The following is a 20,492-nucleotide window of genomic DNA, read 5'->3' on the forward strand; positions in this document are numbered from 1 at the left end:
AGGCCCTGTCCGGGCGATCTTGTCGGGCCTAGTCCTCGGGCGGGAAGACCGGCTCCCCGCTCGCCAGCAGGGTGATCATGATCGCCTCGACGGGGCAGTTCTCCGCCGCTGCGAGGATCTTCTCGTTGGCGTTCGCGACGTCGGCCTGCGGGCGCGACTGCCGGGCGGTGTCCAGCCGGAACCCGTCCGGCGCATGGCCCACGCACATCCCCGAGCCGATACAGACACCCCGGTCCACCTCGACGTGCCAGCGGTCCCCCATCACTGCGCCCCGTAGCCGGCGGGCAGATGGATCATCTTGTGTTCCAGGTACGAGCCGTAGCCCTCGGGCCCGAACTCCCGCCCCAGACCGGAGTTCTTGTAGCCGCCGAACGGCCCGAGCATGTCGAGGCTGAACGTGTTGACGTTGTACGTCCCCGTCCGCACCCGGCGCGCGAAGTCGATGCCGTGCTCCACGTCGGAGGTCCACACGCTGCCGCTGAGCCCGTACTCGGAGTCGTTCGCGATCGCGGCCGCCTCGCTCTCGTCCCCGTACGGCAGCAGACAGATCACCGGCCCGAAGATCTCCTCGCGGGCGATGCGCATCGTGTTGTCCACGCCGCCGAAGAGCGTCGGCTCGACGTACCAGCCGCGTTCCAGACCTGCCGGGCGGCCACCGCCGGCGAGTACCTTGGCACCCTCCTCCTGGCCGATCCCGATGTAGTCCAGCGAGCGCTGCTGCTGACGGGCGGCGACGAGCGGGCCGACCTGGGTCGCCGGATCCAGCGGGTCGCCGACGACCAGTGCCGAGGCGGCGGCGGCGAAGGCCTCGGCGATCTCGTCGTACCGGCTGCGCGGCGCGAGGATACGGGTCTGGGCCACGCACGCCTGCCCGTTGTTCATCCAGGCCGCCGGGACGATGCCGTCCACGGCCGTCCGCAGATCCGCGTCGGGAAGGATCACGGCCGCCGACTTGCCGCCGAGCTCCAGGGTGACGCGGGTGAGGTTGCGGGATGCGACCTCCATGACGCGCTTGCCGGCCGCGACCGAGCCGGTGAAGGAGACCTTGTCGACGCCGGGGTGCCCGACCAGGTACTCGCTGACCTCGCGGTCCGCCGGGAGGATGGACAGCACCCCCTCGGGCAGCCCGGCCTCCTGGGCGATCTCGCCGAGGATGTACGCGTCCAGAGGCGATTCGGGCGACGGTTTGAGGACCACGGTGCAGCCCGCGAGCAGCGCCGGACCGAGCTTGGCGGCGGCGGTGAACTGCGGGACGTTCCACGGCACGACGGCGGCGACGACCCCGACGGGCTCGCGGCGCACCAGGATCGGGCCGAGCACGCCGTCACGGCGCTCCTCGTGCGCGAAGCCGCGGGCGACGGTGATCGCCGAGTCCCACACCATCATGGCGCCGAGCGCCTGGGCGAGAACGCTCCAGGAGTAAGGGGAGCCGTTCTGCGAGCTGATGGACCTGGCGATCTCCTCATGGCGTACGGCGATCGCGTCCTTGATCCGGCTGACGACGGCGATCCGCTCGTCGAGCGTCGCGCGCGGCCAGGGCCCCTCGTCGAATGCCTTGCGCGCGACGGCCACCGCCCGGTCGACATCCTCGCGCGAGGCGTGCGGGACGCGGCCGATGACCTGCTCGGTATGGGGGGAGACCACCTCGATGGCGTCGCCGCCGAGGGGGTCGGTCAACTCTCCGCCGATGAACAGTTTTCCGTGGTCGATGAGCTCGGTCATGACTGCTGCCTCCCGCTGGGCCGCACTATCTGACACTGTTTCAGAACTGAAGAACTGATACCAGTTCTAGTTGAAGGAGTCCACGGCAAGTACGAAATAGCCCCCGACCAGTGGTTTCCCGCTGGTCGACCGGGCTCGGTGCTTCCTCCCTCAGGCACGCAGACGGCGCCGCCTCGACCGGGTCGGGAGCAGGTCCGCAGTCCTTCCTGCCGACGGCAGCGACCCACCGCTTTGCGCAGCGCCTGTCCGCTGACGTTGCCGTCAACTACTGCCGTCACACCATGCCGAAGCCCCGCCAGGAGACACCTGACGGGGCTTGGAATGCATTCGCGAATTGCACCCTCGGCTGTTCAGACCTCGAACATCAGAGCATCTCTGCCCACCTCATAGATCTCGATCGCACCACGAGAATGCTCCGTGAACTCCTCCCAGAATCCGGGCGATTGCCAGGCAGCAGGAGAAATCGTGAGCGACCCGTCCCACTCGACGGACGTCGTCCACGACGGATGCATGTTGTGATCGACCACTTCAAAGAGCCGCGAGTCGAAGAGGGGTGGAAGCTCACCCCTGCGAAACTCGATCCTGAAGTAGTTCGGACCCTCCGTCTGGCAGTACACCTCAAGGACCACATACACCTGCCCTTGGCGCAAAGCATCCGCCCCCTGGCGAACGCTCTGCTCATGGCCTTCGGTGCCGGTGAATCTCACTTTCACGAGGCGCTCCCTCTACGGTTCATGACGACCTTGTAGTCAAAGTCGTACATGACCTCGCCCGACACTCGATTCCTGTAGTAGTGCACCTGAAAGTCGCCGTAGGGTCCTTGGTGAGTCTCGGTGCTGTACTTGCCCCACTGCGAAGCCCCTCCGCGTTCTGCGAATCGCGCCTGAAGTCCCTTGTTCCCCATTTTCGTTCCAGGCATCACCAACCTGGAACCAGCAATCGCATCCGGCGTCAACTCTCCACTCCGAGTGAACGGCGAGTTCGCTGACTCCAATCGCAATTTCTGCGCGAGCTTCTCCCCCTGGAGAGAGCCAGATGGAACATCGCAGTTGCTGTTGTGAACCAGGACCGGAGTCTTACCCGCCAGCACATAGTACGAGTGGACATCGCTGACCGTGAGGTCATGCGTACGCTGCCGGCCCCGCTGGTCGAGAACTGCGGTCACCGGAAGGGGCGAGCCCGTCGAGCTGCGCAGTTCGTCGCCGACCCGGACGTCCCTGGCGTCCGTCCACCGCTTGGCGTCCGCCAGCCAGAACGGATGGTTGTCGGTCGCCGTGACAGTCGCGGGACCCCGGTCGGTGGTGACGGTGAGCCGCGTGAAGTCCTTGTCGTCCTCGGTGGTGATCAGGTTGGTCACCGGCCGTGCTGAGGTGAGCCTGCGTTCCGGTTCGGTGGCGGCCACTCGGTCCCCGACGCGGATGTCTTCGATGGCCCGGTGGGTTCCGTCGGCGAGGAGGACCTGTGTGCCGGACGGGAAGCTGTGGGGCTTCGCACAGTTGGCGGCGTCCCGTTCCCACCGCACCCAGTCGACGAGTTGCTTCACCTCCACCGCCGCCAGGGCGCGGGCGTCGATCAGGGTGTTGGCTCGAAGCGGAATGCTGTAGCGGACCGGCCTGCCGCCGCCGGCCCGGGACTGGGCCTCGGCCTGGGCCTTGTACCTCGCGGCGACCGAGGTGTAGACCGCTCCGGCACCCGGGTTGGAACAGGTCAGCGTGCCGGAGACGCTGTTGCCGGTGACCGGGAAGGTGCCGCGTCGGCTGATGCACCGGCCGGCGGACTGGCCGCCGATGGAGAAGTCCGCGCTCAGAATGGCGGTGACCTCGCCCTTGGTGATGCGCCCCTTCGCCCTGCTGGAGACCTGCCCGGTGAACTTCTGGTGGGCGGTGCAGCCCGCCGAGCCGCAGTTCATGTCCCCCGAGCCGTCGAGGGTGAAGTTGATGCCGTGGTCGCTCGCGCCCTCGAGTTGCCTGGTGTGAGCCAACAGGGTGTTGAACATCGCGTCCACGGCAGCACCGACGACCGGAGTGAGGTCCATACCCTCGGAGTCGCCCGCTGCCAGCGGCCCCGTGGTCACCCTCGGGATCTCGGTCGCCGTCTCCCCGTTCCGGACCTTGTCGACCACCTCGGACAGGTCGTAGGGCTCCAGGCGCAGCACCCGGTTCGGCTCCTGCTCGGTCACCAGCAACCGGCCTGCCGAGGTGTCGACCCCGAGCGCGGGCGTCCCCTCCACGGTCAGGGGGCGCTGCCGTGAGTCGTCCGCCGACGGCGCCTCGTCCACCTCGTCCAAGGCCTTCGACAGCACGTCCGCCAAGCTCGACGGCGTTGGCATGCGCTTCAGCGCGTCGCCCAGGAGTTGGGAGCCGTCGTCCATCCCGAGCATCCACTCGCTGGGAGTCTTCGTGCCGGGCTCGACGTCCGGGCCGGGCGAGGGGTCGTCCTGCCACCGCATGAAGGTCTTGCCATCGATGTGAAGGACGTCCCGGCCGTGCTTCTCATTACCGGAGCCCGTAGTTCCGAACTGGCTTCCGCCCGCGGTGACAGTGATCTCGTTCTCCGTGATACCGGCGAACGAGGTGTCCTGGTAACGCAGCCCCGGGGCCTGGGCCAACGCGTCAACGGCCCGTATGAACGGCTTCAGGTTCCGCTTGGCCGCCCTCTCTCCTGAGTCGGAGTCGGAGTCGGAGTCGTTCCCCCAGGCCAGCAGCCCGGCCGCCAACGCCAGGACCAGCGTTCCCACCCCGCCGAAGAGCAGCATGCGCTGACGTCCGGTCAGCACCTGGAGCCTCAGCATCCACGGACGACGCACGGGAGCCGGGGGGTGAGCAGGCGGTGGCGGCACGAACGCCGCACCTGACGGCGGCCGGCCCTCGGCCGGCGACTGACCTTCGGCGGGGCCCGGCTCCGTCATGACGGCCTCCTGCATGGGGTCGACGGCATTGCCGCGTCGAGACCGCGGCTTGGGTGACCACGCCGAACACCGTTCTGGCAAGCGCCGTCGACCGGCCGCAAGCGGCATCCGATCGTGGGCTGCCCCGGATTGCTGCACCGGGCTGCTGAAGGCCGCGTCCCCCTGGGGCCGGAGGCCGCGGCGTCTCCCTCCGCCCGGTCCACGGCGTCGGCCGCTCGACGCAGCAGCTCCTCCGCACGGCCGCATCCGGCCCGGCACGACGCCATCAGTCGGCCCGCACGAAGCTGAGCAGCACACCGGTGCCGAGCCACGGCTCGACCCCACAGCACTGCCAGCCTGTGCCCTCAATGGCCCGGATCACTTCGTCGACTCCGCGGTCCATCCGCTTGACGGCCCGTTTCCCGTACACCGGCCGGTTGAGGAAGAGCTGCACCGTGTGCGTCGTCATCCCCGCTTCCCGCGCCTTGCGGGCCTCTCGGGCCAGGCTCCACAGGTGGCGCCGCTTCATGCTCGTCATGTGATACCTCCGTGTCGTCTCGGCGGGCCGGACCCGTGCCAGGTCCTCCCACACCGCGTGATCGGCGACCGCGCACACCGCCGCGTTCCGGCTGGGCAGGTCGGTGGCGACCAGGACGTGACGGCCGTCGTGCCGCCGCGCCCAGGCGCTCCAGGCGCCCGCGCCGCCTCCGATCCGGCCGACAACCGGGCCGCCGGCAACGCAGATCCGGCAGCTGCCGTCGGCCAGGCCGTACAGAACGAGGCCGCAGCGGCCCAGGAGCTGTGCAACCTCAGGGGTCATGGCACCTCCGTGGGCCGGGCGCGAGGCTCCGGTCGCAGGCCGCTGCGTTGCGGTGCCGCCCCCCGTACGGCACCGCAACGCCGCGGTTCCTGCGCTGACTTGCCAACGGTGGTGGACGCCGCTGCAATAGCGATGAAATTCTGATGATCCGTGATGACCCAGGGGGTCGGATGGCCATGGGGGCGCTGCCGGAGGAGCTGCACATCGCGTTACTCGGCCCGGTGCAGGCACGGCGAGGCGGCCGGGAGGCGGCCATCGGCCCGGCCCGCCGGCAGGCGGTGCTGGCGGCGCTGGCGCTGCGCGGCGGCCGGCTGGTCAGCCACGAGCAGTTGATCGACGGAGTGTGGGGCGAACGGCCGCCGCGGACGGGCCGGCGAGTCCTGCCCAGCTACGTGTACGCGCTGCGGCAGGCCCTTGACGTGCCGGGTGCCGGGCAGGACGAATCGGTGATCCGCGGCGGGTCGGGCGGCTACCGTTTCGCCGCACCGGTCCGCCTCGACACCGCACGCCTCACCGAACTCGCCGCGGGGACACGCCGGCTGCTGGATTCCGGTGACCCCTCGGGGGCGCTGGCCGCCGCTGAGCAGGGCCTGCGCCTGTTCCGCGGGGAACCGTTGGCGGGGCTGCCCGGCCCGTATGCGCTCGGGGAACGGCAGCGGCTGCTGATCGAGCGCCGGTCCTTGCAGCAGCAGCGGCTGGAGTGTCTGCTGCGGCTCGGCCGCGGAAGCGAGGTCCTCGCGGACCTGGCCTCCCCGGACGCCGCTCATCCACTGGACGAGCAGGTGCTGGCGCTGAGGATCCGGGCGCTGTACGGCACGGGCCGGCAGGGCGAGGCGCTCGCCGCATACGAGGGGCTGCGGCGGCGGCTGCGACAGGAGTTGGGGACGGCACCGTCCGCGGCCCTGCGGGACCTGCACGCGGCAGTGCTCCGTCACGACGACACGGCCGTGATCGGCGGCTCGGTCACCGCCGACAGCTCCGTCGTCCCGGATGCAGCACCCGCCTCGAAGGCCCCCGTGGCAGCTGCCTCGCGGCTTCCCCGGACATCGCCGCCGGTGTCCTCGCGGGCCCGGCCGCTTCGCACGGTGAACGAACTCCCTGGAAATGCGGGTAAGTTGGTCGGCCGTGTCGCGGAGGTCGCCGCACTGACCGCGCCCGCTCCCCAGGACGCCGTCACCGTCGCGACGGTGGACGGGCCCGCCGGGGTCGGGAAGACATCGCTGCTGGTGCACGCGGCGTGGACGCTTCGCCCCCAGCACCCGGACGGCGTCCTCTTCCTCGATCTGCTCACGCACCACTCACCGGCGGGCGACCGGCCCTTGACGAAGCGGCTGCTCCAGCGGCTGCTGCGCACGCTCGGCATGGCCGACGCGGACGTCCCCCAGGATCGCGACGACCTGATCGCCTCATGGCGCGACGCCACCAGCGGGTTGCGGCTGCTGCTCGTGCTCGACGACGTGGGAAGCGCCGCGCAGGTGCGGCCACTGCTGCCTGCCGGTCCGGGCAGCCGCGTGCTGGTGGCGGGACGGCGCAGGCTGACCGGACTGGACGCGGACCGGTGCGTGACCCTGGAGCCACTGCCGGCCACCGACTCGATCGGTCTGCTGCGCCGGCTGATCGGCGAGGCGCGCACCGACGCCGACCCCGAGGCGGTCACCGACCTGGCGCGGCTGTGCGGGGGCCTGCCGCTGGCCCTGCGGATCGCGGGCGCGCGGCTCCAGCACCGGCCGTCGTGGTCGCCGGCCCACCTGGCGGCGCGGATGGCGCGGGAGGAGCGGCGGCTGGGCGAGCTGAGCGCCGGGGACCGTAGCGTGGAAGCTGCCTTCCACATGTCCTACGAGCAGTTGAGTGAGGCCCGGCAGCGGGCGTTCCGGCTGCTCGGGCATGCGCCGACGCCTGAGTTCGACGCGTGGACGCCGGCGGTGATGCTCGGTGTGGGCGTCGACGAGGCGGAGCTCGTGCTGGAGGAGCTGTACGACGCAAGCCTGGTGCTGCAACCGGGTCCGGGGCGGTATCGCCTCCACGACCTCGTGCGGGTCCACGCCCGGAAGCTGGCCGACGCCCGGCCCGAGGAGACGGCGCAGGCCCGCCGGCAGGTACTGGAGCTGTATGTGCAGGCGGGCCGGCTCACCGGTGACGACGGCCGGGAACCGGACGGGGCTCCGCAGCGGTTCGACTCCGCGCGGGACGCGGCGCGATGGCTCGACGAGGCGGGGCCGGACCTGGCGGACGTGCCGGGGTATGCGGCGGCGCACGGCGAGGACGTCCTGGCGACACAGCTGGGTGTGGCGCTGCGGGACTACTTCCTCCACCACGACCGCTACGACGAGGGACGTGCGGCGCTGACCACGGCGCTGGAGGCCGCGGAGCGCGTCGGGGACCCTGCGCTGCGGGTCCTGGTGACGGCGTCGCTCGGGCTGCTGGACTACCAACAGGGCCGGACCGCGCAGGGGGGCGACTGGTTCCGGCAGGCGCTGAAGTGCGCCCGCGAGAGCGGCGTCGAGACATTGGCGGCCCAGCCTCTGCTCGGTCTGGCCATCCAGGACTTCCTGCCGGGGCGGTACGACGCGGTGGCGGCCACCATCGACGAGGTGCTGCCGGTCCTGGAACGGGCCGACGACGAGTGGGGGGTGTCGCTGGCGCTGGCGATGCGGTCGATGAGCCGGTTCATGCGGGGGGAGGTGCACACAGCGTTTGCCGACGCGCGGGCGGCGCTCGCCGCGGCGGAGCGCAACGGCCGCCCGATACCGATCAGCCAGCGCCTGCTCTCCCTTGCGGACGGTCATGAGGCGCTCGGCGAACGGGGGGAGGCGCGGGCGGTGCTGCTGCGGGGTGAGGAACTGCTGCGCGAGGCCGGCGACCCGCTGTTGCTGGCGTTGACGCTGACACGGCTGGGGTCGGTCACGGACGACCTTGCGGAGGCGGAACGCCGCCATCGCCAGGCGCTGGCGCTGCACGCGGGCATCTCGCGGCGCTCGGAGCCGCACCGCACGCGACTCGAGATGGAGATCCGCCGCCGCCTGGGTCGGTCGTACGCGGCGGCAGGAGCGCGGGCACGGGCACGACGGGAGTTCCGGGCGGCACTGGCCCTGGAGCGAGCGGCAGAACACCCGGAGCTGCAGGAGCAGTTACGGGCTTCGCTGGCGGAGGCGGACAGCGAGTGACCCGGCGTCACCGGCGGGGCGCCCGGGCGTCACCGACGGGGAACTGTGCGCGGGTTCCCGGTCGGTGCGGGCCGAGGACCCGAACGGTGGAGCTTCGACGGAGCCCGCGGCAGGCCGACCGGAGCCCGTTCGCCCCTTGCGGACATTTCCGCAAGGGCTTCCCTGCAGCGTCCTTGCACGCCATCCTGACGGTGCATCAGTTCCACGTGACCACAGGGGGCAACGAGCGTGCCGTCGACGAAGGACGAAGCGGGACACGAGCCGAGAGGCGAACGGACGAGCGCGCCGGAAGGCCGTCCCTCCACCACCCGGGCGACCGACCCCCACGTGACCGACCACGGCGGTGGGGTGCGCTCCCTCCGGGTACCCATTCCGGACAACCCCCTCGGGCACACCCTGGTCCATCTGCTCGACACCGACCGCGGTCCCGTCCTCATCGACACCGGCTGGGACGACCCCGCGTCCTGGGACACCCTCACCGCCGGCCTGACCGCGTGCGGCACCTCGGTCGCCGAGGTCCACGGCGTCGTCGTCACCCACCACCACCCCGACCACCACGGCCTGTCCGGACAGGTCCGCGAGGCGTCCGGCGCCTGGATCGCGATGCACGCCGCCGACGCCATGGTGGTACGCCGCACCCGGGAGGCCGAGCCGGGGCTGTGGCTCGACTACCTGGCCGACAAGCTCACCCGGGCCGGCGCCCCCGAGGAGCACACCGCCCCGCTGCACGCCGCCCGCGCCGCCGGGCACACGGGCAGCCTCCCCGGGCTGCGCGCGGCGCTTCCCGACCGGGAGATCGTCCCCGGCGAGCTGCTCGACCTCGCGGGCCGCAGGCTGCGCGCCGTATGGACCCCCGGCCACACCCCCGGCCATGTCTGCCTGCACCTCGAGGAGACCCATCCCGCCCGGCTCGCGGGCAACGGCCGGCTGTTCTCCGGCGACCATCTCCTCCCCGAGATCACCCCGCACATCGGCCTGTACGAGGACCCGGACGACGCCACGGTCACCGACCCGCTCGGCGACTACCTCGACTCCCTGGAGCGCATCGGCCGCCTCGCCCCCGCCGAGGTGCTCCCCGCGCACCAGCACGCCTTCACCGATGCGACCGGCCGGGTCAGGGAGCTGCTCGTCCACCACGAGGAGCGCCTGGCCGGCCTGCTCGCCCTGCTGGCGCAGCCGCTCACCCCGTGGCAGGTCGCCGAGCGGATGGAGTGGAACCGCCCCTGGGACGAGATCCCCTACGGCTCGCGCAACATCGCGGTCTCGGAGGCGGAGGCCCATCTGCGCAGGCTCGTGAAGCTCGGCCGCGCGGAGGTGGTGCCGGGCAGCGCACCCGCCCTGTACGTGGCGTCCGAACCGTGACCTTGCCCTGTGACCTGCGCCCCGCCGCCGCCCGGTGACCGGCCGGTACAGTAAGCATGTCGTCATCATGCCCGTACGGGGGGAAGCCGGTGCAAATCCGGCACTGACCCGCAACCGTGAGCCGCCGTCACCGGCGGCGAGTCGGAATGCCTCGTACGCGTTCGTGACCGGCTCGTGCTCACCGGGACCCGCCCGGTGGCCGGCACCGTCGAGGGATACGGAGCCGAGCCTGGTGCCTCAGTGTGCCTGCGCCCGGCCCTGAAGCAGGAGAGGCACCACCCGCCATGACCACCGTTCGCCGCTGCGCAGCAGCACTCGCCGTCTCCGCCGCGCTCGGACTGGCCGTGGTACCGGCCGCCTTCGCCGCGCCGAGCCCCACCCCGTCCGCGGCGCTGCCGTCCGGCCTGTACGGCACGGGCGACCCGACGTATGACGGTGTCTGGCGGCAGTCGCTGGCGCTGCTCGCCCAGGACACGGCCGGTTTCGTGCCCGCCGAGGCGGCCGTGGACTGGCTGACCGGGCAGCAGTGCGCGGACGGCGGCTTCCCCTCGTACCGCGCCGACGCGGCGAAGGCGTGCGACGCCAAGCTTCCGCTGGACACCAACGCGAGCGCCGCCGCCGTGCAGGCACTCGCCGCGCTCGGCGGGCAGGACGCCGCCGTGGACAAGACGGTCGGCTGGCTGAAGTCCGTACAGAACAAGGACGGCGGCTGGGGCTACAACCCGGGCGGGGCCTCCGACGCGAACTCCACCTCCATCGTCATCGGCGCGCTCGCCGCGGCCGGTCACCAGCCGGCCGACGTGACGTCGAAGGACGGCAGGACTCCGTACGACGCGCTCCTGACGTTCGCCAAGCCGTGCGGCGGCAAGGACGGCGGGGCGTTCGTGTACCAGGTCAAGAGCCCCGGCATCGTCGCCGACTCCACCGCTGCCGCGGTGCTCGGCGCGCACGGCAAGGGCCTCGTCGTGACGGCGGGCTCGAAGGACGGCAAGGGCACGGCCTGCGAGAAGGCGACGACGATCGAGGGGGCGGCCCACAACGGCGCGGCGTACCTCGCGAACGGGCTTGCCAAGACCGGGTACTTCAACACTCCGCCGATGCCGGGCGCCGAGGACTCGGCGCCCAAGCCGGACTTCGGGAACACGGCGGACGCGGTCGTCGCACTGACCGCTCAGGGCCTGACCGAGCAGGCGAAGAAGCCGCTGACGTGGCTGGAGCAGAACGCGGCCGCCTGGGCCAAGGAGAGCGGCCCCGCCGCCTATGCCCAGCTGATCCTCGCGGCCCACGCGGCCGGCGCGGACCCGGCCGACTTCGGCGGCCAGAACCTGGTGACCGCGCTCAACGCGACGGGCCCCGCGCCGAAGAAGGCGTCGCCCTCGCCCGCCCCCTCCTCGCGTGACGAGAAGAAGGACGAGGAGTCCGAGTCCCTGTCCATGTGGTGGATCGTGGGTGCGATCTTCGTCGCCAGCGTCGGCGCCGGCTTCCTGATCAGCGGCCGCAGGAAGCCGCGGCAGTGATGCGCACGCGTTTCCTGGCGTTCGTGCTCGGCACCGTCCTCACGGTGCTGAGCGCGGCGCCCGCGCAGGCGGCCGGCTACCGCTACTGGTCGTTCTGGCAGAGCAGCGGGGCGAAGTGGACGTACGCCACCGAGGGCCCGGCCACGGCGCGGCCCGCCGACGGGTCCGTGAACGGGTTCCGGTTCTCGGTGAGCGAGGACAGCGGGGACTCGGCGCAGCCGCGCCGGGGCCCGGACTTCGCGGCGATATGCGCGAAGACGCCGGCGAAGGACGGCAGGAAGCGGATCGCGCTCGTCATCGACCCCGGCACGGCGGGCGACGCCCCTCAGAGCGAGGCCCCGCCCGCGCTGCGCACGGCGTGCGCGCAGGTCGCGGAAGGCGCGACGAGCGCGGAGGCGCTCGCGGCAGTGGCGAAACCGCTGCGCTACAACAGCCAGGCCCTGCTGTGCGCGATCTCGGGCTACCCGAAGTCGGGCTGCGGCGAGCAGGTCTCGGCGCAGGAGAGCCCGTCGCGGGACGCGAAGGACAGCTCGGGCGGCGGCCCGTCACTCGGTGTGGTGGCGGGCATCGCGGCGGTACTGGGTCTGGGCGTGGCGGCGCTGTGGCAGTCCCGCCGCCGGCGCACCCCATGACGCCTGCGCCTGCCCCAAGGCCGCACGACCCGTCCGGCCCGGCCGCCACGCAGCCCACGTCGGACGCCGCCTCCTCACCGGAGGCGGAGGCCCGCCGCGAGCCCGTGCCGGGCAATGCTTCGGCTCGCGGCATGTCCGGTGCGCAAGCGGACGAGTCCGCGCCGCCACGCGAGGTGCAGCCCGTGCCGGGCAACGCCTCCGCGCCGGCCGACCGCCGCCGCTCCGAGACCCTGCCGGACGGCACATCGGGCGCGCAGCGTCGGCAGCACGGTTCCCAGGCGCCGCGCGCCGCTGTCGGCGGCCCGGCATCCGGCCCGGCCGCCGGGCACGGCCCGTCGCCCGGGGCCGCACAGCGCGAGGCTGTTTCCGCCGGCGGGCGCGTCGCGGACGGGTGTCCGCCCGCGGCCGACAGCTCGGCCGGGCGCGCGCGGCGCACAGGCACGAGCCGCTCCTCCTCTGGCGGGACCGGGGTCGGCGGCGACCCGGGCGGCCGCCTCCTCCGCCGGCTGCGCGCGCCCGAGGCCGCTCGCAGCAACGCCCTGCATGCCGGGGCCTGGTGGGTGTGGGCGCTCGGGCTTGCCGTGGGCGCGTCACGGACCACGAATCCGCTCCTGCTCGGGCTGCTCGTCGGCGTCGCCGGGTACGTCGTGGCGGCCCGCCGCACCGACGCGCCCTGGGCCCGGTCCTACGGTGCGTTCGTCAAGCTCGGGCTGTTCGTCATCGCCGTCCGCGTGGTCTTCTCCGTCGCGCTCGGCTCCCCCATCCCCGGTACGCACGTCATGTTCACGCTGCCCGAAGTGCCCTTGCCCGACTGGGCTCAGGGCGTACGGATCGGCGGGCGCGTGCACGCGGAGCAGCTGGTGTTCGCGCTGTACGACGGGGCCAAGCTCGCCACTCTCCTCATCTGCGTCGGCGCCGCGAACGCCCTCGCCAACCCCGCCCGGCTGCTCAAGTCCCTTCCCGGCGCGCTGTACGAGGCCGGCGTCGCCGTTGTCGTCGCCATGACCTTCGCGCCCAACCTGGTCGCCGACGTCTTCCGGCTGCGCACCGCACGCCGGCTGCGCGGCCGCCCCACCGGAGGCGTCAGGGCCGTCGCCCAGATCGCCCTGCCGGTGCTGGAAGGCGCGCTGGAGCGGTCGGTCGCGGTCGCCGCGTCGATGGACGCGCGCGGCTACGGGCGCACCGCCGAGGTCCCGCCCGCCGTACGCCGCACCACCACCGTCCTCACTCTCGGCGGGCTGCTCGGCGTGTGCGCGGGCTCGTACGGACTGCTCGCAGCGGCGGGCGCCGCCTACGGGGTGCCGCTGCTGATCACCGGGCTCCTCGCCGCCGTCGCGGGCCTGTGGCTCGGCGGCCGCCGCTCCGTGCGCACCCGCTACCGACCCGACCGGTGGGGTGTACGGTCCTGGCTGGTCGCCGCCTCCGGCATGGCGGTCGCGGCCCTGATGATCCAGGCAAACGTCCAGGACCCGCAGGCGCTGCACCCCGGCGTCGTACCGCTCACCGCGCCGACGCTGCCGCTGTGGCCCGCGCTGTCCGTGCTGATCGGCCTGCTGCCGGCGTTCGTCGCCCCCGTACCCACCGCTCCCGCAGGACCCAAGGAGTCGACCCCGTGATCCGCTTCGACGATGTGTCGGTGACGTACCGCGACGCCGGCGTGCCCACGATCAGCGGCGTCGATCTGACCGTGCCCGAGGGCGAGTTGGTGCTGCTCGTCGGACCGTCGGGAGTCGGCAAGTCGACTCTGCTGGGGGCCGTCTCCGGACTGGTCCCGCATTTCACGGGCGGCACGCTGCGCGGCCGGGTCACGGTCGACGGCCGCGACACCCGCACCCACAAGCCCCGCGAACTCGCCGACCTCGTCGGCACGGTGGGCCAGGACCCGCTCGCGCACTTCGTCACCGACACGGTCGAGGACGAGCTCGCGTACGGCATGGAGTCGCTGGGCCTCGCCCCGGACGTGATGCGCCGACGGGTCGAGGAGACCCTGGACCTGCTGGGCCTGGCCGACCTGCGCGACCGCCCGATCGCGACGCTCTCCGGCGGCCAGCAGCAACGGGTCGCGATCGGCTCGGTGCTGACCCCGCACCCCAAGGTGCTCGTCCTCGACGAGCCGACGTCCGCGTTGGACCCCGCTGCGGCGGAGGAGGTGCTGGCGGTGCTCCAGCGCCTGGTCCACGACCTCGGCACGACGGTGCTGATGGCCGAGCACCGCCTGGAACGAGTGGTGCAGTACGCGGACCGGGTGGTGCTGCTCCCAGGCCCGGGCCTGCCCCCGGTGACCGGCGCCCCGACGGAGATCATGGCGCAGTCGCCGGTCCATCCGCCGGTGGTGGCGCTGGGCAGGCTGGCGGGGTGGGATCCGCTGCCGCTGTCGGTGCGGGACGCGCGGCGCAGCGCGGGTGCGCTGAGGGAGCGCTTGGAGGGCGTCGCTCCGGGAGAGGTCACGCCGGGGGCCGTGCCTTCGGGGGCCACGGCCCAGGCCCCTGCCCTTCCGGCCGACGGCACGCAGGCAGCGGCTGCGCCGGCCGTCGGCACGTCGACCGTGGCCCCGGCTCCCGCCCTCGGGAGGACGTCCACGCGTGCCCGGGCGCGCTCGGGGTGGCTCTTCAAGCGGCGGGCGGGCTCGCATGACGCCGCACCCGCGATCGACGCGCAGTCGCCGGAAACGAGCGGTCCGGTCGGCGACCGGATCGCCACCGTCACCCGCCTCGCCGTCCGCCGGGCCCGCATCGAGGCCCTCCGTGACGTGACCCTCACCGTTGCCCCCGGCGAGACCATCGCCCTCATGGGCCGCAACGGGGCCGGGAAGTCCACCCTGCTCTCCTCCCTCGTCGGCATGGTCGAGCCCACCTCCGGCAGCGTGACCGTCGGCGGCCGCACGCCCCACCGGACGGCGCCCCGCGAGCTGATCCGGCAGGTCGGGCTCGTGCCGCAGGAGCCGCGGGACCTGCTCTACGCGGACACCGTCGGCGCCGAGTGCGCTGCCGCCGACGCGGACGCCGGCGCCGAGCCCGGATCGTGCCGCGCGCTCGTCGGCGAGCTGCTGCCCGGCGTGCAGGACGGTATCCACCCCCGCGACCTCTCCGAGGGGCAGCGCCTCGCCCTCGCCCTGGCCGTCGTGCTGACCGGCCGCCCCCCGCTGCTCCTGCTCGACGAGCCGACCCGCGGCCTGGACTACGCGGCCAAGGCCCGCCTCGTCTCCGTACTGCGGGGCCTGGCCGACGGCGGCCACGCCATCGTGCTGGCCACCCACGACGTGGAGCTGGCCGCCGAGCTCGCCCACCGCGTGGTCATCCTGGCCGACGGCGAGATCGTCGCCGACGGCCCGACGTCCGAGGTCGTCGTCTCCTCCCCCGCCTTCGCACCCCAGGTCAGCAAGATCCTCGCCCCTCAGCCCTGGCTGACCGTCTCCCAGGTCAGGGACGCACTGTGAGCACACGAACGCGCCCCGTCCGCCTGGGCCCCCGCTCGATCGCCGCGCTCGCCCTCATCACCGCGATCGGGGTGATCGCCTTCGGCTGGCCGCTGCTCGCGGACCCCGGTGCGACGGTCACCGCACATGGCGAGGACGCCCCCTGGCTGTTCGCCGCCCTGCTGCCGCTCCTCGTCGGCGTCGTCGTCGCGACGATCGCCGACACCGGCATGGACGCCAAGGCCGTGGCGATGCTCGGGGTGCTGGCCGCGGTCGGGGCCGCGCTCAGACCGCTCGGCGCCGGCACCGCGGGGCTTGAGCCCATGTTCTTCCTGATGGTGCTCAGCGGCCGGGTTCTCGGCCCCGGCTTCGGCTTCGTGCTCGGCGCGGTCACCATGTTCGCGTCCGCGCTGCTCACCGGCGGGGTGGGGCCGTGGATGCCGTTCCAGATGCTCTCCATGGGCTGGTTCACCATGGGCGCCGGGCTGCTGCCCGGACCGGAGCGGCTGCGCGGTCGTGCGGAGCTGCTGATGCTCGCCGCATACGGGGCGGTCGCGGCCTTCGCGTACGGCACGATCATGAATCTGCAGGGCTGGACGTACATCGGCGGGCTGTCCTCCGGGATCGCCTTCGACGCCGATGACCCGGTGCAGGAGAACCTGGTGCGATTCCTCGCGTACTGCCTCGCGACCTCGCTCGGCTGGGACCTGGGGCGGGCGGTGCTCACCGTCACCCTGACCCTCACCCTCGGCGCCACGCTCCTCAAGGCACTGCGCCGCGCCACCCGCCGTGCCGCCTTCGAGGCCCAGGTCACATTCGAGGCCCCGAAACCCTCCTCGGAGGGGTGAGGCACCCCACAGGGCCCGGGTCCCCAACGATCGGACCTAGTAGTCGGAACAGGGGGCCGAAAAGCCCCTCAAAACACCCGCCGACCTGGCGAAACGCACTACATACACCATTTGGGCCTTAGACCCCTCCTACCCCGTTCGCGTCGTATATACGGGTGAGCCCGGTCACGGCGCGAGCTCCGCCGCCCCGGCTACAACTGTTCTCGTCGCAAGGGCAGCAGGGCCTCGAAGCCCAGCACACGAGCCCGGCTCGGCCCGCCCCTCGCGACAGAACCGACCCCGAACGTTAGGCATCACCTTGTCCCGCTCGATGATCACCCGCTTCACTGCCCGCAAGAAGTCCGTCGTCGCCGGTACCGCCGTGCTCCTCGGTGCGGCCGGTGCGGTCATGGGGACGACGTCGACGGCCTCGGCCGCGACCGCCACCCCCCAGCAGATCGCCAAGCAGATGATGCCCGCCGCCCAGTTCCAGTGCTTCGACAAGATCGTGGAGCACGAGTCGAACTGGAACCACACGGCGTCCAACCCGTCCTCCGGCGCCTACGGCCTGGTCCAGGCCCTGCCCGGCGGCAAGATGGCCTCGGCCGGCGCCGACTGGAAGACCAACCCCAAGACGCAGATCAAGTGGGGTCTGGAGTACATGAACGAGCGCTACGGCAGCCCGTGCGGCGCCTGGAACTTCTGGCAGGCCAACCACTGGTACTAAGCCGCCAGTAACCCTTCGAAGGGGCTCCGAAGCGATACGTCGCTTCGGAGCCCCTTCGCTTTTCCGCGGTCCTCCTCGCAAGCGTGCGTGACGAAACAGGTGACCGGCCCGATCAGGAATCGAGAAGCACCGGAGCCGAGCCACAGCTAGCGTGACCGCCATGGAGACGGAGACCGCGAAGGCGGTCCCGCCCAACGGACGGAGACACGAAGAGCATGGCCACGAGGACGAACACGCAGTCGCCTGCGCCGCACACCGCCGACAGCCACGGTCTGATCCGCGTGCACGGCGCGCGCGAGAACAACCTCAAGGACGTCAGCATCGAGATCCCGAAGCGCCGGCTGACGGTGTTCACCGGAGTCTCCGGCTCGGGCAAGAGCTCGCTGGTGTTCGACACGATCGCCGCGGAGTCGCAGCGGCTGATCAACGAGACCTACAGCGCCTTCGTGCAGGGCTTCATGCCGACGCTGGCGCGGCCCGAGGTCGACGTACTCGACGGACTGACGACCGCGATCATCGTCGACCAGCAGCGGATGGGTGCCGACCCCCGTTCCACGGTCGGCACCGCCACCGACGCCAACGCGATGCTGCGCATCCTCTTCAGCCGGCTCGGGAAGCCGCACATCGGCCCGCCCAGCGCGTACTCCTTCAACACCGCCTCGGTCCGGGCGAGCGGCGCCATCACCGTGGAGCGCGGTGCCAAGAAGACGGTGAAGGCGACCTTCAACCGTACCGGCGGCATGTGTACGCACTGCGAGGGCCGGGGCTCGGTCTCCGACATCGACCTCACCCAGCTCTACGACGACTCCAAGTCCATCGCCGAGGGCGCGTTCACCATCCCCGGCTGGAAGTCGGACAACGTGTGGACCGTGGGGATCTACGCCCAGTCGGGCTTCCTCGACCCGAACAAGCCGATCCGCAGGTTCACCGAGAAGGAGATGCAGGACTTCCTCTACCGCGAGCCGACCAAGGTGAAGGTCAACGGCGTCAACCTCACCTACGAGGGGCTGATCCCCAAGATCCAGAAGTCGTTCCTGTCCAAGGACAAGGAGGCGATGCAGCCCCACATCCGGGCGTTCGTGGAGCGGGCGGTCACCTTCACCACATGCCCCGAGTGCGAGGGCACCCGGCTCAGCGAGGGAGCCCGGTCGTCGAAGATCAAGCAGATCAGCATCGCCGACGCCTGTGCGATGGAGATCCGCGACCTGGCCGAATGGGTCCGCGGCCTCAAGGAGCCGTCGGTGGCGCCGCTGCTCACGGCGCTGCTGCACACCCTCGACTCGTTCGTGGAGATCGGCCTCGGCTACCTTGCGCTGGACCGGCCGGCGGGCACGCTGTCGGGCGGCGAGGCGCAGCGCGTCAAGATGATCCGTCACCTCGGCTCCTCGCTCACCGACGTCACCTACGTCTTCGACGAGCCGACGATCGGACTGCACCCCCATGACATCCAGCGGATGAACGACCTGCTGCTGCGGCTGCGGGACAAGGGCAACACGGTGCTCGTCGTGGAGCACAAGCCGGAGACGATCGCCATCGCCGACCACGTCGTCGACCTCGGTCCCGGCGCCGGTACGGAGGGCGGCACCGTCTGCTTCGAGGGCACCGTCGAGGGGCTGCGGGCCGGCGGCACCGTCACCGGCCGCCATCTCGACGACCGGGCCGCGGTCAAGGAGACGGTGCGCAAGCCCACCGGCACGCTGGAGATCCGCGGAGCGACGGCGAACAACCTGCGAGACGTCGACGTCGACATCCCGCTCGGTGTGCTGACGGTCGTCACCGGCGTCGCCGGCTCCGGCAAGAGCTCGCTCGTGCACGGGTCGATCCCGGCGGGCGAGGGTGTGGTGTCGGTCGACCAGAGCGCGATCAAGGGCTCGCGACGGAGCAACCCGGCGACGTACACCGGACTGCTCGACCCGATCCGCAAGGCGTTCGCGAAGGTCAACGGCGTGAAGCCGGCGCTGTTCAGCGCCAACTCCGAGGGCGCCTGCCCCACGTGCAACGGCGCCGGCGTCATCTACACCGACCTGGCGATGATGGCCGGCGTCGCCTCCCCGTGCGAGGACTGCGAGGGGAAGCGGTTCGAGGCATCGGTGCTCGAATACCACCTCGGCGGCCGGGACATCAGCGAGGTGCTGGCGATGTCGGTGACCGAGGCGGAGGAATTCTTCGGCGCCGGCGAGGCGCGCACGCCGGCCGCGCACAAGATCCTCGAGCGGCTCGCCGATGTCGGGCTCGGCTACCTCACCCTCGGCCAGCCGCTCACCACGCTGTCCGGCGGCGAGCGGCAGCGGCTCAAGCTGGCCACGCACATGTCCGAGAAGGGCGGCGTCTACGTCCTCGACGAGCCGACCACGGGCCTCCACCTCGCCGACGTAGAGCACCTGCTCGGCCTGCTGGACCGGATCGTCGACTCCGGCAAGTCGGTCATCGTCATCGAACACCACCAGGCGGTCATGGCGCACGCCGACTGGATCATCGACCTCGGCCCCGGCGCCGGCCACGACGGCGGCCGGCTCGTCTTCGAGGGCACACCCGCCGAACTCGTCGCCGCCCGCTCCACCCTCACGGGCGAACACCTCGCGGCCTACGTCGGCACCTGACGAGGCCCTCGGGGACACCGCGAGCACCACGGCGTTGCTAGGATCGCCGACCCATGGACGCGACCGCACGGCACGAGATGTTCGCCCTCCCGCCGGGGAAGGTGACGCTGTCGGACCGTCGGACGCAGCGCAGTTGGGCGGTCGAGCTCGCGCCGTACGAACTCGCGGCGTCCCCGATCACCCAGGCGCGGTACGCGGAGGTCACCGGCCGGCAGCCGAGCAGCGCACAGGGCGATCGGTTGCCGGTCGAGGGCGTTTCGTGGCTGGACGCGGTCCGGTTCTGCAACGCCCTGTCCCAGCGTGAGGGGTTGACGCCCGCGTACCGCCTTCATGCCGACGCCGAGGGCGTCGAGTGGGACGCATCCGCCGACGGGTACCGGCTACCGACCGAGGCCGAGTGGGAGCACGCATGCCGTGCCGGTACGGCCGGCGCGCGGTACGGGCCGCTGGACGAGATCGCATGGCACCGCGGCAACTCGCAGGAACGGATTCACGACGTGGGCGGCAAGCAGCCCAACGCGTGGGGCCTGTACGACATGCTGGGCAATGTCTGGGAGTGGTGCTGGGACATCTACGACGCCGAGGTCTACGACACCTATCGGGTGCTGCGTGGTGGTGGCTGGTTCGACGAGCACTGGAGCTGCCGGGCCTCCGTACGGCGCCGCAGCCACCCGACCTTCCGGATCGACGACGTGGGATTCCGCGTCGCGCGATTCATCCACTAGATGATCGATTCCAAGGGGTCAGTGGTCATATGCGGTCAGTGAGCGCAGGACGGGCTGTCGTGTGTGGTCGTTGTGCCAGGTCGCGGCGGTCATT

At 71.8% G+C, this 20,492-nt stretch carries 15 protein-coding genes and 1 riboswitch; of the genes, 10 read left to right on the plus strand and 5 right to left on the minus strand.

The window, feature by feature from the left end:
* Window positions 1-28 precede the first annotated feature (28 nt).
* The 5 genes from ABZ208_RS14280 to ABZ208_RS14300 all read right to left on the minus strand — a co-directional run bounded on the left by ABZ208_RS14280 (window position 29) and on the right by ABZ208_RS14300 (window position 5,429).
* The gene (locus tag ABZ208_RS14280; protein WP_356909771.1) at window positions 29-262 is read right to left on the minus strand and encodes a ferredoxin; all 234 of its coding nucleotides are present in this window, start codon (window positions 260-262) and stop codon (window positions 29-31) included.
* A complete protein-coding gene (locus ABZ208_RS14285; RefSeq protein ID WP_356909772.1) occupies window positions 262-1,722 on the minus strand; it encodes an aldehyde dehydrogenase in 1,461 nt (486 codons plus the stop codon). The genes ABZ208_RS14280 and ABZ208_RS14285 overlap by 1 nt, the downstream gene beginning before the upstream one ends.
* Window positions 1,723-2,072: 350 nt before the next feature.
* Window positions 2,073-2,435, minus strand: a complete 363-nt coding sequence (locus tag ABZ208_RS14290; RefSeq protein WP_356909773.1) for a hypothetical protein — start codon at window positions 2,433-2,435, stop codon at window positions 2,073-2,075.
* A complete protein-coding gene (locus tag ABZ208_RS14295; RefSeq protein WP_356909774.1) occupies window positions 2,432-4,630 on the minus strand; it encodes a Hint domain-containing protein in 2,199 nt (732 codons plus the stop codon). The genes ABZ208_RS14290 and ABZ208_RS14295 overlap by 4 nt, the downstream gene beginning before the upstream one ends.
* A 265-nt stretch (window positions 4,631-4,895) precedes the next feature.
* Window positions 4,896-5,429 (minus strand): hypothetical protein, encoded by a 534-nt coding sequence (locus ABZ208_RS14300; protein WP_356909775.1) that lies wholly within the window; start codon window positions 5,427-5,429, stop codon window positions 4,896-4,898.
* A gap of 176 nt (window positions 5,430-5,605) precedes the next feature.
* Here ABZ208_RS14300 and ABZ208_RS14305 point away from each other — a divergent pair, with 176 nt between their 5' ends.
* From ABZ208_RS14305 to ABZ208_RS14350, 10 genes are all read left to right on the plus strand, one after another.
* A complete protein-coding gene (locus tag ABZ208_RS14305; protein WP_356909776.1) occupies window positions 5,606-8,593 on the plus strand; it encodes a BTAD domain-containing putative transcriptional regulator in 2,988 nt (995 codons plus the stop codon).
* Window positions 8,594-8,920: 327 nt separating this feature from the next.
* Window positions 8,921-9,955, plus strand: a complete 1,035-nt coding sequence (locus ABZ208_RS14310; RefSeq protein WP_356909777.1) for an MBL fold metallo-hydrolase — start codon at window positions 8,921-8,923, stop codon at window positions 9,953-9,955.
* Between the two features lie 51 nt (window positions 9,956-10,006).
* Window positions 10,007-10,128: riboswitch (cobalamin riboswitch) on the plus strand.
* Between the two features lie 111 nt (window positions 10,129-10,239).
* A complete protein-coding gene (locus ABZ208_RS14315; RefSeq protein WP_356909778.1) occupies window positions 10,240-11,472 on the plus strand; it encodes a prenyltransferase/squalene oxidase repeat-containing protein in 1,233 nt (410 codons plus the stop codon).
* Complete coding sequence (locus ABZ208_RS14320) at window positions 11,472-12,104, plus strand: SCO2322 family protein (RefSeq protein ID WP_356909792.1); 633 nt, start codon at window positions 11,472-11,474, stop codon at window positions 12,102-12,104. Before ABZ208_RS14315 ends, ABZ208_RS14320 begins: the two co-directional genes overlap by 1 nt.
* A 506-nt stretch (window positions 12,105-12,610) precedes the next feature.
* Window positions 12,611-13,720: an energy-coupling factor transporter transmembrane component T gene (locus tag ABZ208_RS14325; RefSeq protein WP_356909793.1), complete on the plus strand. Its 1,110-nt coding sequence runs from the start codon at window positions 12,611-12,613 to the stop codon at window positions 13,718-13,720.
* Window positions 13,717-15,540 (plus strand): ATP-binding cassette domain-containing protein, encoded by a 1,824-nt coding sequence (locus ABZ208_RS14330; RefSeq protein ID WP_356909779.1) that lies wholly within the window; start codon window positions 13,717-13,719, stop codon window positions 15,538-15,540. Before ABZ208_RS14325 ends, ABZ208_RS14330 begins: the two co-directional genes overlap by 4 nt.
* Window positions 15,537-16,367 (plus strand): ECF transporter S component, encoded by an 831-nt coding sequence (locus tag ABZ208_RS14335; RefSeq protein ID WP_356909780.1) that lies wholly within the window; start codon window positions 15,537-15,539, stop codon window positions 16,365-16,367. The genes ABZ208_RS14330 and ABZ208_RS14335 overlap by 4 nt, the downstream gene beginning before the upstream one ends.
* Window positions 16,368-16,677: 310 nt before the next feature.
* Window positions 16,678-17,073, plus strand: a complete 396-nt coding sequence (locus ABZ208_RS14340) for a transglycosylase SLT domain-containing protein (protein ID WP_356909781.1) — start codon at window positions 16,678-16,680, stop codon at window positions 17,071-17,073.
* Window positions 17,074-17,288: 215 nt separating this feature from the next.
* A complete protein-coding gene (locus ABZ208_RS14345) occupies window positions 17,289-19,673 on the plus strand; it encodes an excinuclease ABC subunit UvrA (protein WP_356909782.1) in 2,385 nt (794 codons plus the stop codon).
* 53 nt (window positions 19,674-19,726) lie between these two features.
* A complete protein-coding gene (locus tag ABZ208_RS14350; RefSeq protein ID WP_356909783.1) occupies window positions 19,727-20,398 on the plus strand; it encodes an SUMF1/EgtB/PvdO family nonheme iron enzyme in 672 nt (223 codons plus the stop codon).
* Window positions 20,399-20,492 lie beyond the last annotated feature (94 nt).

It is taken from the genome of Streptomyces sp. NPDC006208 (assembly GCF_040613775.1).
Lineage (GTDB): Bacteria > Actinomycetota > Actinomycetes > Streptomycetales > Streptomycetaceae > Streptomyces.

Coding starts and splice junctions, on each gene's coding strand:
- ABZ208_RS14280 (WP_356909771.1), bottom strand. CDS start 262: ATGGGGGACCGCTGGCACGTCGAGGTGGACCGGGGTGTCTGTATCGGC.
- ABZ208_RS14285 (WP_356909772.1), bottom strand. CDS start 1,722: ATGACCGAGCTCATCGACCACGGAAAACTGTTCATCGGCGGAGAGTTG.
- ABZ208_RS14295 (WP_356909774.1), bottom strand. CDS start 4,630: ATGACGGAGCCGGGCCCCGCCGAAGGTCAGTCGCCGGCCGAGGGCCGG.
- ABZ208_RS14300 (WP_356909775.1), bottom strand. CDS start 5,429: ATGACCCCTGAGGTTGCACAGCTCCTGGGCCGCTGCGGCCTCGTTCTG.
- ABZ208_RS14305 (WP_356909776.1), top strand. CDS start 5,606: ATGGGGGCGCTGCCGGAGGAGCTGCACATCGCGTTACTCGGCCCGGTG.
- ABZ208_RS14315 (WP_356909778.1), top strand. CDS start 10,240: ATGACCACCGTTCGCCGCTGCGCAGCAGCACTCGCCGTCTCCGCCGCG.
- ABZ208_RS14320 (WP_356909792.1), top strand. CDS start 11,472: ATGCGCACGCGTTTCCTGGCGTTCGTGCTCGGCACCGTCCTCACGGTG.
- ABZ208_RS14340 (WP_356909781.1), top strand. CDS start 16,678: ATGATCACCCGCTTCACTGCCCGCAAGAAGTCCGTCGTCGCCGGTACC.
- ABZ208_RS14345 (WP_356909782.1), top strand. CDS start 17,289: ATGGCCACGAGGACGAACACGCAGTCGCCTGCGCCGCACACCGCCGAC.
- ABZ208_RS14350 (WP_356909783.1), top strand. CDS start 19,727: ATGGACGCGACCGCACGGCACGAGATGTTCGCCCTCCCGCCGGGGAAG.